This window comes from Streptomyces sp. NPDC002640 (genome assembly GCF_053592575.1).
In genome coordinates this window covers 85866-98946 of sequence record NZ_JBSFVZ010000003.1, presented here as the reverse complement: position 1 = coordinate 98946, position 13081 = coordinate 85866, and the positions used below count along the sequence as shown (strand labels likewise).

The 13081-nt window shown below is 74.6% G+C and carries 11 protein-coding genes; 10 read left to right on the top strand and 1 reads right to left on the bottom strand.

Annotation, left to right across the window (positions count from 1 at the left end):
* Window positions 1–39: 39 nt before the first annotated feature.
* Window positions 40–822 (bottom strand): DUF4190 domain-containing protein, encoded by a 783-nt coding sequence (locus ACWD3O_RS05165; RefSeq protein ID WP_451414218.1) that lies wholly within the window; start codon window positions 820–822, stop codon window positions 40–42.
* Window positions 823–1180: 358 nt separating this feature from the next.
* Between ACWD3O_RS05165 and ACWD3O_RS05160 the strand changes: the two genes are divergently transcribed.
* From ACWD3O_RS05160 to ACWD3O_RS05115, 10 genes are all read left to right on the top strand, one after another.
* Complete coding sequence (locus ACWD3O_RS05160; RefSeq protein ID WP_451414882.1) at window positions 1181–3442, top strand: N-6 DNA methylase; 2262 nt, start codon at window positions 1181–1183, stop codon at window positions 3440–3442.
* Window positions 3443–3777: 335 nt separating this feature from the next.
* Window positions 3778–4491: a hypothetical protein gene (locus ACWD3O_RS05155; RefSeq protein ID WP_451414881.1), complete on the top strand. Its 714-nt coding sequence runs from the start codon at window positions 3778–3780 to the stop codon at window positions 4489–4491.
* Complete coding sequence (locus ACWD3O_RS05150) at window positions 4488–6041, top strand: protein kinase domain-containing protein (RefSeq protein ID WP_451414215.1); 1554 nt, start codon at window positions 4488–4490, stop codon at window positions 6039–6041. Before ACWD3O_RS05155 ends, ACWD3O_RS05150 begins: the two co-directional genes overlap by 4 nt.
* Window positions 6042–6061: 20 nt before the next feature.
* Window positions 6062–6403: a hypothetical protein gene (locus ACWD3O_RS05145; RefSeq protein WP_451414880.1), complete on the top strand. Its 342-nt coding sequence runs from the start codon at window positions 6062–6064 to the stop codon at window positions 6401–6403.
* A gap of 262 nt (window positions 6404–6665) precedes the next feature.
* Window positions 6666–7679, top strand: coding sequence for a hypothetical protein (locus ACWD3O_RS05140; protein ID WP_451414879.1), 1014 nt, complete (start codon window positions 6666–6668; stop codon window positions 7677–7679).
* A gap of 95 nt (window positions 7680–7774) precedes the next feature.
* Window positions 7775–8017, top strand: a complete 243-nt coding sequence (locus ACWD3O_RS05135; RefSeq protein WP_451414878.1) for a hypothetical protein — start codon at window positions 7775–7777, stop codon at window positions 8015–8017.
* Window positions 8018–8163: 146 nt separating this feature from the next.
* Complete coding sequence (locus tag ACWD3O_RS05130; RefSeq protein WP_451414212.1) at window positions 8164–8787, top strand: SurA N-terminal domain-containing protein; 624 nt, start codon at window positions 8164–8166, stop codon at window positions 8785–8787.
* Window positions 8788–8847: 60 nt separating this feature from the next.
* On the top strand, window positions 8848–9828 hold the full coding sequence (locus ACWD3O_RS05125; RefSeq protein ID WP_451414877.1) for a nucleoside triphosphate pyrophosphohydrolase: 981 nt from the start codon (window positions 8848–8850) through the stop codon (window positions 9826–9828).
* A 456-nt stretch (window positions 9829–10284) separates the two neighbouring features.
* Window positions 10285–11556, top strand: a complete 1272-nt coding sequence (locus ACWD3O_RS05120) for a cytochrome P450 family protein (protein ID WP_451414210.1) — start codon at window positions 10285–10287, stop codon at window positions 11554–11556.
* A 167-nt stretch (window positions 11557–11723) separates the two neighbouring features.
* Window positions 11724–12980 carry a transglycosylase family protein gene (locus ACWD3O_RS05115; RefSeq protein ID WP_451414876.1) on the top strand — a complete coding sequence of 419 codons (1257 nt, stop codon included), beginning with the start codon at window positions 11724–11726 and terminating at the stop codon, window positions 12978–12980.
* Window positions 12981–13081: the final 101 nt, after the last annotated feature.

Genomic DNA, 13081 nt, shown 5'->3' with positions numbered 1-13081 from the left:
CGTCGTAAGGTCCCCCCCTGGGGCGGCGCCTCGAAAGCGTCAGAGCTTCAGGTCCCAGAGGACCGAGTCGTAGTCGAAGCTCGGGGAGACCTCGACGACCAGGTTCTCGGTGCCGGAGGGCACGGAGAAGTTGAAGGTCTGGGTGGTCTTCTTGCCCGCGGCGACGGAGCCCTCGAACATCCCGATGTTGTCCTCCTCGATGATGGACTCGGCCGGGGTGCCCTCCTTGCCGGCGGTGGCGTCGACGGTGCCCAGGGCCAGGTCCACGTTCTCCTTGGAGCCGTTGTCGATCTCGACGGTCACCTGGTAGGCGTCGTTGCCCTCCTCGTGGCCCACCGCGAACTCACCCGGGGTGTACTTCTCCACCTTGGTGACGGTGGCCACGAGGCCGTCCTCGAACTCCATGCCGTCGCCGAGGGCGAGCAGCTCGCCTGCCTTCGGGGCCTCGCCCTTGCCCTCGGACGGGTCCTTCGGGGCGGTCGCGGTGGCGTCCTTCTCCAGCTTGTCGATCTCGTCGCTCACCGCGTCCACGAAGATGACGGTGGAGACGAGGAAGAAGGCCGAGATCAGCGTGGCGACGACGCCGAGCACGAGGCCGGCGATCGAGGCGCCCTTGTTGGTGGCCTGGCCCTTCTTGACGCGGCCGAGACCGACGATGCCGAAGATCAGCGCCAGGATGCCGAGCGGACCGGAGATCCAGAACAGCACCACGAACAGGCTGAGCACCACACCGATGATGCCGAGGACCATACCGGCCGTGCCGAGGCCGTTCTTCGGCTTGTGTACCGGTGCGACCGGCGCGTAAGGCGTCTGCTGGGACATCGTTTCCCCCTCCAAGGGTCGTAACCGCCACGCGTTGTCGTGTCCACGCGCAGCTGGGCAAGCAGATCATGCTCTGTGAACCGGATCAACCAGATATTCGGGGCCGAGATGGTCTTGTGATGAAACAAGGTGCTTTCTTGTGAACATCACGTCCGGTCGGTCGGCTGCCGACGGGGTCAGGGTGCTTTGGTGCGGGATGTACGCCCCCCGGCGCTCCCTGCCGCCCTGTCGGACGAGGCATATCTCAGCAGAGATTGTGAACCCGGTCAACCACGTTCACAAATGGTCGGTCGTTCACACTGTGAACGTAGGGAGTCGGCTGGCTATGCTCAGCACACCGACGAGGGAGAGGGGCCCCGTGCAGGAGAACGCGACCGAGGTGACGGCCGCCGGAATCGCCCGGCTGGCCGGGGTGGGACGCGCTGCCGTGAGCAACTGGCGTCGCCGGCACGCCGACTTCCCCAAGCCCGTCGGAGGCACCGATTCCAGCCCGGCCTTCCTCCTGGCGGAGGTCGAGGAGTGGCTGCGCCGCCAGGGCAAGCTCGCCGAGGTCCCGCTGCGTGAACGGGTGTGGCAGCAGGTCGCCGGCCACCCCGACGGCCCGGCCGCCGCCCTGACCCAGACCGGCTGCGTCCTCCTCCTCGTCCACGAACGCCCCACCCGCTGGCTGGAACTGGCGGCCGGCTCCGACGAACGCCTCGCCGCCCTGCTCCCCGCCGACCTCGCCCAGCTCCTCGGCCGGCGGCTCGGCCCCGGCCCGGGCGCCGGAGGGGAAGGGGCCGTCAGCCCGCCCGCGGTGCGCCCGCCCACCGGACCCGAACTCCTCCCCTCGGTACCCCTGCTGCGCGGCGCGGCCGAACTCGCCGCCGAGAACGGCGCCCGCCAGACCTACGAGTTCCTGCTCGACCGGTTCGTCGACCCGCGCCAGCACACCCTCACCCCGCCCGGCCTCGCCGACCTGATGGCCGACCTGGCCGACGTCACGGGACCGGACGAGCCGGCCGCCCCCCGCGTGGTCCTCGACCCCGCCTGCGGCACCGGCTCACTGCTGCGCGCCGCCGCGCGCCCCCACCCGGGCCGTGAACTCCACGGCCAGGACAGCGCCCCCGCCCTCGCCGAACTCACCGCGCTGCGCCTCGCCCTGCACACCCCCGGCCCGGTGCGCACCGCCGCCGCCGACACCCTGCGCGGCGACGCGTTCCCCGCCCTCCGCGCCGACACCGTCCTCTGCCATCCCCCGTTCAACGAGCGCACCTGGGGCCACGAGGAACTCGCCTACGACCCCCGCTGGGAGTACGGCTTCCCGGCCCGCACCGAGTCCGAGCTGGCCTGGGTCCAGCACTGCCTGGCCCGGCTGCGCGAGGGCGGCACCGCCGTCCTGCTGATGCCGCCCGCCGCCGCCTCCCGCCGCTCCGGCCGCCGCATCCGGGCCGACCTGCTGCGCCGGGGGGCGCTGCGGGCCGTCATCGCCCTGCCGGCCGGGGCCGCGCCGCCGCACGCCCTGCCGCTCCACCTGTGGGTGCTGCGCCGCCCCGGCCGGGCGCCCGCGCACCCCGAGGTGCTGATGGTCGACACCGCCGGTGCGCCCGTCCCGCTTCCCGCCGGCACCGGCACCGGCACCGGCGCCGCCGCCCGGCCGGGCCCCGACTGCGAGGCGGTGCGGGAGGTCGCGCTCGCCGCCTGGCAGGCCCACGACCGCACCGGCACCCTCGAGGAGCGCCCCGGCGTGGCCCGGGCCGTGCCGGTGATCGACCTGCTCGACGACGACGTCGACCTCACCCCCGCCCGGCACCTGCCCCCGCAGGTCACGGCCGAGGGCCCCGAGCAGCTCGTCGCGGTGCGCGAACGGCTCGGCGCGACGCTGCGGCTCACCGCCGAACTCGCCCCCGACCCGCCGGAGCCCGCCCCCGCGGCGTCCGGGGACCCCGCGCCCGCACCGGTCACCACCGTGGGCGAGCTGGTCCGGGGCGGCGCGCTCACCCTCGTCACGGGCGGTGCCGCGGGACGCCGCGGCCTGCCGGTCCTCACCGACCTCGACGTCATCACCGGCACGGCTCCCGCCGCCCCTGCCGCCTCCGTGACCGCCCCTGCCGACTCCGCGACCGCCGCCGCCGCAGCCTCCGCCGCCCAGCAGGCCCCGGCGGGCACCCGCACCGGAGCGGCCGGTGACACCGGCGGCGCCGGACGCGACGGCGGGTCCGACGGCGGCCCCGACGACGGCACCGTGATCACCCGCCCCGGGGACGTCGTCCTCCCCGTGTCCGGCGGCGACGCGGTGGCCCGGGTGATCGACGAGACGACGGCCGGCGCCGTCCTCGGCCGCAACCTGGTGCTGCTGCGCCCCGACCCGCAGACCCTGGACCCGTGGTTCCTCGCCGGCCTCCTGCGCGGCACCGCCAACCAGCGCCGCGCGAGCAGCTTCGCCTCCACCGCGACCCGGCTCGACGTCCGCCGCCTGCGGGTGCCGCGGCTGCCGCTGGAGGAACAGCGCCGCCACGGCGACCGGTTCCGCGCGCTCGACGAGTTCGAGGGCGCGCTCCGCCAGGTCGCCCGGCTCGGCGAACGCCTGGTCCGCGGCTCCTACGACTCCCACACGGAGAGGCTGCTGCCGCCCGCCTGACGCCCGTTCGGCAGCGGAAGCGTCCCTGGCGGTACCGGGAACCTCTCGGCGCGGGCCCTGTTGCGCGCGCCCGGAGCCTCGCGACGGCTGCGCGCCCGTGCCCGGGTCCCGTGTCCGCTGCGCGCCCGGCCTCCGCGACGGCCCCGCGCCCTTCGCGACGGCCCGGTGGAGGCCACGCACCTGCCCCGCGCCCGGGCCCCCGCACCGGCCACGTAGGCCCGCACCGGCCCCCGCCCGTCGCTGCGATCCGGCAACGGATCCGGCACTACGGGGCCCGGCGGTCCGACCGGCCAGTACCCTGCTGGCAGCCAATGTGAAGAAACGCAGGAGACGCCATGCAGGGCCACGGCCACGCGCTTCCCCAGCCGGTCCCGCCGGGCCGGCCGTCACCGTCGTCCGGGGTGCTGGTCTTCCTGCGCGTCCTGTTCGTCGTGCTCGCGGTCGGCAGCATCGGCATGCTGCTGTGGGCGCCCATGCTCAGGCTCGCCCTGGTGACCCGCAAGGCCCTGGACTGGGGGCTGTTCGTCGTCTCCGTCGTGCTGACGTTCGTGGCGGGCGGGCTGCTCGTCACCGGGCCCGACAAGGGCGAGAACACCCCCGCCCAGAACTGGGGCGCCGCCCTGCTGCTGATCACCCTGACCTCGGTGATCGCCTACTATCTCGCCGCCGAGATCCGGCACTTCGAGCGCCGCCGCCGGGACGTTCCGTACCCCGGCCCGGCGTACCCCGGCCCGGGCGTCGCACCGGCCGGCGCCGGCTACGGCTACCCGCCGCGGACCCCCGGCCCGTACGGCTACCCCGCCGTCCCGCAGCAGCCCGGCACCTGGTCCGGCGGCACCACGCCCACCCCGGTCCCGACGCCCCCCGCCACCGGTCCCGCGACGCCCACCCCGCAGGCCACGCCGCCGTCCACCCCGCAGTCCCTCCCGCAGTCCACGTCGCCCGCCACGCCCCCGCCCGGCGGCCGCATCGACCAGGTGCGGGCCGAGCTCGACGAGCTCAGCGAACTCCTGCGCAAGCAGGACGGCGGGCCGGAGGGCGGCAGGTGAGCGCGACCGGCCGCGTCGTCGCCGGGCGCTACGAACTCTCCACGCTGATAGGCCAGGGCGGCATGGGCCAGGTGTGGACCGCCTACGACCGGCGCCTCGACCGCCGCGTCGCCGTCAAGCTGCTGCGCCCGGACCGCGTCGCCGGCGACGAGGCCGAGGAGCTGCGCCGCCGCTTCCTGCGCGAGTGCCGGGTCACCGCCCAGGTCGACCACCCCGGCCTGGTCACCGTCCACGACGCGGGCAGCGAACGCGACGACCTGTTCCTGGTCATGCAGTACGTCGACGGCGCGGACCTCGCCGACCACCTCGCCGAGCACGACCCGTACCCGTGGCCGTGGGCCACCGCCGTCGCCGCCCAGCTGTGCGCGGTGCTCAGCGCGGTGCACGCGGTGCCGATCGTCCACCGCGACCTCAAGCCGCGGAACGTCATGGTCAAGCAGGACGGCACGGTGACCGTCCTCGACCTCGGCGTCGCCTCCGTGATGGACAGCGACACCACCCGCCTCACCCACACCGGCTCACCCATCGGCTCCCCCGCGTACATGGCGCCCGAGCAGGCCATGGGCGGCGCGGTCGGCCCCTACACCGACCTGTACGCCCTCGGCGTGGTGCTGCACGAACTCCTCTCCGGCGAGGTCCCGTTCGCGGGGACCACCGCCCTCGGCGTGCTCCACCGCCACCTCTACGAGCCGCCGCTGCCGGTCCGCCGGCTGCGGCCCGAGGTGCCCGAGCCGCTGGAACGGCTGGTGCTGCGGCTCCTGGAGAAGGACCCCCAGGCCCGCCCGGGATCCGCCCAGGAGGTCTACGAGGCGCTGCTCCCGCTGCTGCCCGACCGCGGCCTGCCCAGCGGCGCGCCCCTCGACCCCACCCGTCCCTTCCTGCGCCCGCACGCCCCCTGGCCGGACCGCGCCCGCACCCCCGCGCCACGGCCCGCCGCGCCGCCCCCCGCCGCCGGACCGGCCGCCGGTGCCGCCCCAGTCACGTCCAAGCCGGCCGTGGCCGACGCGGTCGACGAGGTCAAGCGGCTCCTCGGCGACGGCCGGATCACCCAGGCCGTGGACATCCTCGGCTCGATCCTCCCGGACGCCGCGGACCAGCACGGCGAGCGCTCCCCGGTCGTCCGCACCCTCCGCAAGCTCTACGCGGCCACCCTCATGGACGACGGCCAGTACCGCCGCGCCCTGCCCGAACTGCGCCGCCTCGCCGAGGAACGCGCCGCCGAGGCCGGCCACGACGACCCGCAGGCGCTCGGGTTCCGCTTCGACGCCGCCCTGTGCCTGGAACAGCTCGGCGAGGCCACCGCCGCGCTCGCCGAGTACCGGGCGCTGCTCCCCGCCTACGAGAACCCGTACGCCGGCGGCGACCCCGCCCGCGCCCACGACCTCCGCCGCCGCATCGGCCACCTCCTCCTCGCCCTCGGCGACCGCCAGGCCGCCCACGACACCCTCGCCCGCCTCGCCCTCGACGTCGAACGCCTCCACGGCCCCCACCACCCCCTCGTGGGCGACCTCCGCCGCACGCTGGAGTGGCTCGGCCGGATGCGCGGCTGACCCGGGACGCGACCCCGCCCGTGAACTCCGCCTCCGCCTTTGCCGTCTCCGTCACCTTCACCCACCGGGACGGCGCCATGGACACCGGCACCGAGGCCGGTCTCCCCGCGCTCCTCGCCGAACTCGACGGCCCCCGCGACGACGAGCACCCGGACGTGTCGGTCACCGACGACGACTCCGGCTGGACCGTCGCCGCGTTCCAGGGCGGCACCCTCGTCCTCGAGAACCTCGAGCACCCCGACCCCCGCCCCCGCCACCTCCCCGGGGTCACCCGCGCGGAGGCCCTCCGCACCCTGACCCTCCTGGTCCGCGGCGACCTCCCCGCACTCCACCGCCTCGACTGGCGCCCCGGGTACGGGTGACGCCGCGGCCGGGCGGGCCTGAAGCTCGGGAGTTCGGGAGTCTGGGAGGGGAGTGGGATGCGCTGGGGAGCCGCACGGCCTGGTCGCCGTGACGGACCACCGGGCGCTGCTGCTCACGGCCGGCGCGGTGGCAGCCGCCGCCGCGACGGCCTGTCTCCTCCCCGCCCGCGCCGAACCCTCCTGAGCTGCCCAGTCCCCTCCGTACGAGTGAACTTCCGGCCATACCGCATATGTCACGGTCATGTGCGCCTACCGTGATCCCATGCCCACTGTCAGTCACGACACGCTGCACGGCTTCCTCCCGCGCTGCCCGGACGCCCTGGAACGAGCCCTGCGCATCGTCGACATCGATCTCCCCCGCGGGGTGGCGATCGAGCCGCTGCCCACGGACGCGTCCAGCGCGCCGACCATGTTCAGCCGCGACATGGACACCGTGCGGCTGGTGAAACGGCCCGACGGCAAGGATCCGTTCGTCCTCCTGGTCGAGGCGCAGACCGGTGTCTCCGCGGAGAAGCGGACGTCCTGGCCCTATTACGTCGCCTATCTGCGCGACAAGTACCAGCACGAGGTCGTCCTGCTCGTCCTGTGCACCGACGCGGCGACGGCGAGGTGGGCGGCGAAACCGATGGTGACCGGGGTGGGAGGCCTCCCGACGCAGACGACGGTCGCCCACGTCCTGGGCCCGGGCAACGTCCCCCGGATCACCAGCGCCGAACAGGCGGCGCAGGACCTGGACTTCGCGGCGTTCTCCGTGTGGATCCACAGTCGCGACGCGGACATCAAGGGCATACTGGTCGCGGTGGGAGAGGCGCTGGCCGGTGAGCGGGACAAGGCCGCGCGCGACATCCGGGCAGGGCTGATCGAGGACGGCTTGGGCACGGAGTACGCCCGCGACATCTGGAGGACCGTGATGAGTACGTTCTTCGCTCCGATCAGGGGCACCATCGTCGGCGACGCGCGCCTCGCGGGGCGTGAAGAGGGCCGTGAGGAAGGCCGTGAAGAGGGGCGGGAGGAAGGGCGAGTGCTGCAGCGTGGCCAGGATCTGCTCCTGGTGCTGGGGCACAAGGGTTTTCCGGTCCCGGGGGAGGTCAAGGCAAGGGTCGAGTCCTGCGACGACTTCGAACTGCTGGGCTTGTGGCTCTCCCGCGCCCTCGGTGCTCGCACGCTCGAAGAGGTCTTCGCCCCGCCGTCCACGGTGGACGGCATTCCCACGCCGGCTCGGTCGCCGGAGACGGCGGGAACCCGGATCGGGGAAGCCGGAGAGCGGCACGGGTGAGCTCGGCCTTCGCTCCGATCAGGGGCACCATCGTCGGCGACGCGCGCCTCGCGGGTCGTGAAGAGGGCCGTGAAGAGGGCCGTGAGGAAGGGCGAGTGCTGCAGCGTGGCCAGGATCTGCTCCTGGTGCTGGGGCACAAGGGTTTTCCGGTCCCGGGGGAGTTCAAGGCGAGGGTCGAGTCCTGCGACGATTTCGAACTGCTGGGCCTGTGGCTCTCCCGCGCCCTCGGTGCTCGCAGGCTCGAAGAGGTCTTCGCCCCGTCGCCGGCCACCGCGGACGCGCTGCCGGGGCAGGCCGTGGCCCCGGAGGAGGGTGACAGGGCGGTCGCGGAGGGCTGAGCCCGCCGAGGGGCGCGTTGCGCGGGAAGTCCCCGATCGTTGGCACGACGTTGGCGCCAAGGGCTGGTTCACAGCCCCCGCGCTGCCTACCATCGATCATCGCAAGACTTTGTGCACCGAAGCACAAACTCCAACGGGAGGTTTCCTTGCAACGCCGTCGCCGTACCGCGCTCCTCCTCTCCGCCGCCCTCGCGGCGCCTTTGCTCACCGCCTGCGGGACCGAGTCGCAACCGGGCGCCGCGGCCGTCGTGGGCGGGCAGCGGATCACCCAGGCCCAGGTCGAGGAGCGGGTGCGCGAGGTGCGCGACGCGCAGCGCGCCGCGGTCTCCGACGACGACCAGTACCGGCAGGTCGTCGCCCAGTCCGGCAGCCTCGCCCGCTTCACCGTGCAGGGCATGGTCCTGGACCGGGTGCTGCACCACGCCGCCGAGGAGGCGGGGGTCACCGTCTCCCGCAAGGAGGTCCAGGACCTGCGGACCAACCTGGAGCGGCAGCTCGGCGGCCGCCAGGGTCTGGAGACCACCTGGCTCCAGCAGTACGGCGTCGCCCCCGAACGGCTGGAGGAGAACCTCCGCCTCCAGGTCGCGGCGAGCGAACTGGCCCAGCGGCTCGGCACCGCGACCGACACCCCCGAGTTCGGCAAGGCGCTCGCCGCGTCGTCCAAGGACCTCGGCGTGGACCTCAACCCGCGCTACGGCACCTGGGACGCGGAGAAGAGCGCGCGGGCGGACCTCAAGACCCCGTGGGTGCGGGACGTCGAAGCCGCCTGACGGACCGGGCCGGCGGACCGCGGGGCCAGGGGTGTCGCACCGCTGCGTTACGTTCGAAGGGTGAACGTCACCAGCTCAGAGGACGCCCCCGGCCGCGTCGTCCTGCTCACCACCAGCCACCGCGTCGCCCCCGGCCTGCTGTCCTGGCCCGCCTGGAGCGTGCTGCGCGAGGCGGACCGGGTTCTCTGCGCGGACGGCGCGCACCCGCAGCTCCCGTACCTCCGCGAGGCGGGGGTGTCGGTGGAGGAGGCGTCCCTCTCCGCCCCGGACCTGGTCGACGCGGCGGCCGGCGGGCGCACGGTGGTGGTCGTCGCCGGCGGCGAGGGCGAGCCCGCGCTGACCGACGGGCTGGCCCGGATGGCCGGCTCCGGCCGCGTGCGGATGCCCGACCTGGAGCTGCTGCCCGCCTCCTACGACCTGCCCGGCGCACGGCTCCTCGACCTCGTCCAGGTCATGGACCGGGTGCGGGCCGACTGCCCGTGGACCTCGCAGCAGACCCACGAGGGCCTCGCCAAGTACGCGCTGGAGGAGGCGTACGAGCTGGTCGAGGCGATCGAGACGGGCAACCGCGAGGAACTGCGGGAGGAACTCGGGGACGTGCTGCTCCAGGTGGTCTTCCACGCCCGGATGGCGGAGGAGGACGAGGAGGAGCCGTTCTCGGTGGACGACGTGGCGGGCGGGCTGGTCGCCAAGCTGATCCACCGGCACCCGCACGTCTTCGGCGAGGAGTCCGCGGCGACGCCGGAAGAGGTCGAGGAGCACTGGCTGCGGACCAAGGCGGTGGAGAAGCAGCGGTCCTCGGTCACCGAGGGGGTGCCGCTCGGCCAGCCGGCGCTGGCGCTGGCGGCGAAGCTGGCCTCGCGGGCGCGCAAGGCCGGGCTCGAGGCGCCACTGCCGGCGGGGGAGGGCGTGGGGTACGAACTGCTGACCCTCGCGGTCCGCGCGGAGGCGGCCGGGGTCGACCCCGAGTCCGCGCTCCGCGCGGCCGCCCGCGCCTACCGCGACGCCATCCACGCGGCGGAGGCGACCCCCACGCCCTGACCTCGCCCCGGGGGTGTTCCGCGCCGCGTGAGGTGCGGGCCGCGCTCGAACCAGGGCAGGCCCCCACCGGGGCGAGGCCCCGCCGCCCCTCGGCACGAGCGCGGTGGTGCGGGCCCCGCCGCCCGGCGAGCGGCCGTGCCCCCGGGCGGCCGTGCCCGGGCGGCCGACGAGGCACGGCCAGCCCTCGCGCGCCCCCGCGAGCCGACCGCTCGGGAGCGGGGTCACCTCGGCCGAGGACCGCCGCGCCGCCCGACAAGGCCCGCGGCGGCGGACGGCGCCTGGGCACGCGGCGAGGCACGCGCGACCCGAGGCGGCACGGGCGGCACCGCGGCGGCACCCGGGGGCGGCACCGAACCGGCACCGCACCGGAACCGCCCGCCCGCGCCCCCGCGCCGCCCGCGCCCCCCCCGCAGGTCCGCGTGAGGACCGCTCCGCGCGCCCGCGTACCGTCGTGGGGTGAACGAGCCGCACCCCGAACCGTCCGCCCCGGAACTCTTCACCTGGGAGTTCGCCACCGACCCGTACCCCGCCTACGCCTGGCTCCGCGAGCACGCCCCCGTGCACCGCACCCGGCTGCCCAGCGGCGTCGAGGCCTGGCTGGTCACCCGGTACGCCGACGCCCGGCAGACCCTCGCGGACCCCCGGCTGTCGAAGAACCCCGCGCACCACGACGAGCCCGCGCACGCCCGGAACAAGACCGGCATCCCGGGCGAGCGCAAGGCGGACCTGATGACGCACCTGCTGAACATCGACCCGCCGGACCACACCCGTCTGCGCCGCCTGGTGTCGAAGGCGTTCACCCCCCGCCGCGTCGCGGAGTTCGCCCCCCGCGTGCAGGAACTCACCGACACCCTGATCGACGGGTTCGCCGCACGCGGCAGCGCCGACCTGATCCACGAGTTCGCGTTCCCGCTCCCCATCTACGCGATCTGCGACCTGCTCGGCGTCCCCCGCGAGGACCAGGACGACTTCCGCGACTGGGCGGGCATGATGATCCGCCACGGCGGCGGCCCGCGCGGCGGCGTGGCGCGGTCGGTGAAGAAGATGCGCGGCTACCTCGCCGAGCTGATCCACCGCAAGCGCGAGGCGCTGACCGCGGAGCCCGCGCCCGGCGAGGACCTGATCTCCGGCCTGATCCGCGCCTCGGACGAGGGGGAGCACCTCACCGAGAACGAGGCCGCGGCGATGGCGTTCATCCTGCTCTTCGCGGGCTTCGAGACGACCGTCAACCTGATCGGCAACGGCGCCTACGCCCTGCTCACGCACCCCGGGGAGCGCGAGCGGCTCCAGCGGTCGCTGGCGGCGGGCGACGAGAGCCTGCTGGAGACCGGCATCGAGGAACTGCTGCGCTTCGACGGCCCCGTGGAGCTGGCGACCTGGCGGTTCGCCACCGAGCCGCTGACCGTCGGCGGACAGCGGATCGCGGCGGGCGACCCCGTCCTGGTGGTGCTGGCGGCGGCGGACCGGGACCCGGAGCGGTTCGCCGAACCGGACACCCTGGACCTGTCCCGGCGCGACAACCAGCACCTGGGCTACGGACACGGCATCCACTACTGTCTCGGCGCCCCCCTGGCCCGGCTCGAGGGCCGAACCGCCCTCGCGACCTTGCTCACTCGACTCCCCGACCTCCAACTGGCGGTCGATCCCCAGGAGTTGCGGTGGCGGGGCGGGCTGATCATGCGTGGCCTGCGAACTCTTCCGGTCGAGTTCGCCCCCGAGCAGGACTGAAGTGGAAGCAACACTTCGACAGTTCCGTGACGTTCGTGTGTTCCTTGCGACATCGAGTTGTGACGAACGTTGATCACCGGCTAACTTCCCGCACAGACGCGACGACCCCTGCGGCGGGATGCCGGCCGGGTCGGCGCGGCCCCTGTAGTCGACGAAAGGCCACCCGCATGCTCTCCGGAAACGGTCGTCACCGCCGCCCCCGTCAGGCGCCGGCGGTCGTCGTCGCGGCCGGCGTGACCGGTTCCGCACTCGCCCTCCCGCTGTTCGCGGCCTCCAGCGCCGGCGCGGCCGAGGGGGCCACCTGGGACCGGGTCGCCGAATGTGAGAGCGGGGGCGCCTGGAGCGCCGACACCGGCAACGGGTTCTACGGCGGTCTGCAGCTCTCCCAGGACCAGTGGGAGGACCACGGCGGCCTGTCGTACGCCTCCAACCCGTCGGAGGCGAGCCGCTCGCAGCAGATCGCGGTGGCCGAGCGGATCCTCGCCGAGCAGGGCGCCACCCCGTGGCTGGCGTGCGGTGCCATGAACGGTCTGCGCGAGGACGGCCCCGCCGCCGAGGTGGACACCGGCGTGGACGCGTTGCGGACCGGCGACGTGACCGGCCCCGGCGCCTTCGACGGCTCCGCCTCCGGCTGGGGTTCCGCCGGCGGCGACCTGAACGGCACCCGTGACACCGGCAATGCGGACAAGAGCGACAACAGCGGCAACGGCGACAAGTCGGGCGCGGTGGACGGCGAGGCGGGCGACGCCCGCGGGCAGGCGCGCTCCGGCGAGGGCGCGAACGGCGCCCTGGGTCACGGCTTCTTCCCCGGCGCCGGCTCCGCGCAGGACGGCGGCCTCCTGGGCCTCGGCCAGGACCTCGGTCTGGTGGACACCGGCACCGGCAGCCCGGTGATCCCGGACCTGCCCGAGACCGGCGAGGGCCAGAACGGCCAGAACGGCAACGGCGGCGACACCGGCAAGGACGACACCGGCAAGGGCGGCACCGGCCAGGACGAGAGCGGCCAGGGCGGCTCCGGCGAGGACACCCCGGTCCGCGGCGACGGCGGCGAGCAGGACGGCACCTCGGGCGAGGACCCGTCGGACGAGGACCCGCTGTTCGGCGGCGGCGACGGCCCCCTCTTCCAGGACGACACTCCGCTGTTCGGCGGCGACGCCGCCCAGGAGGAGAGCACCGGGTCCTCCTCCGGCTCCGGCCGCCACCGCGGCCCCAGCGCCGAGGAGACCGGCACGGGGTCCGGCTCCTCGGGCCGGCACGCCGCCCCCGCGGACACCTACCAGGTGCGGGGCGGCGACAGCCTGGTCTCCATCGCCAAGTCGGAAGGCGTCAAGGGCGGCTGGCGCGCCCTCTACGAGGAGAACCGAGACCTGATCGGGAACGACCCGAACCGCCTGGTCTCGGGCATGGTCCTCACCCTCCCGTAGCGGCCGGGGCGACGGACGGAGAAGGGCGAAAGGCGGGCAAAATCGGGGGAGTTACCCGCCTTTTCGTCCCGGAATGTCTGATTCCGGAGAAGTGAGAGATG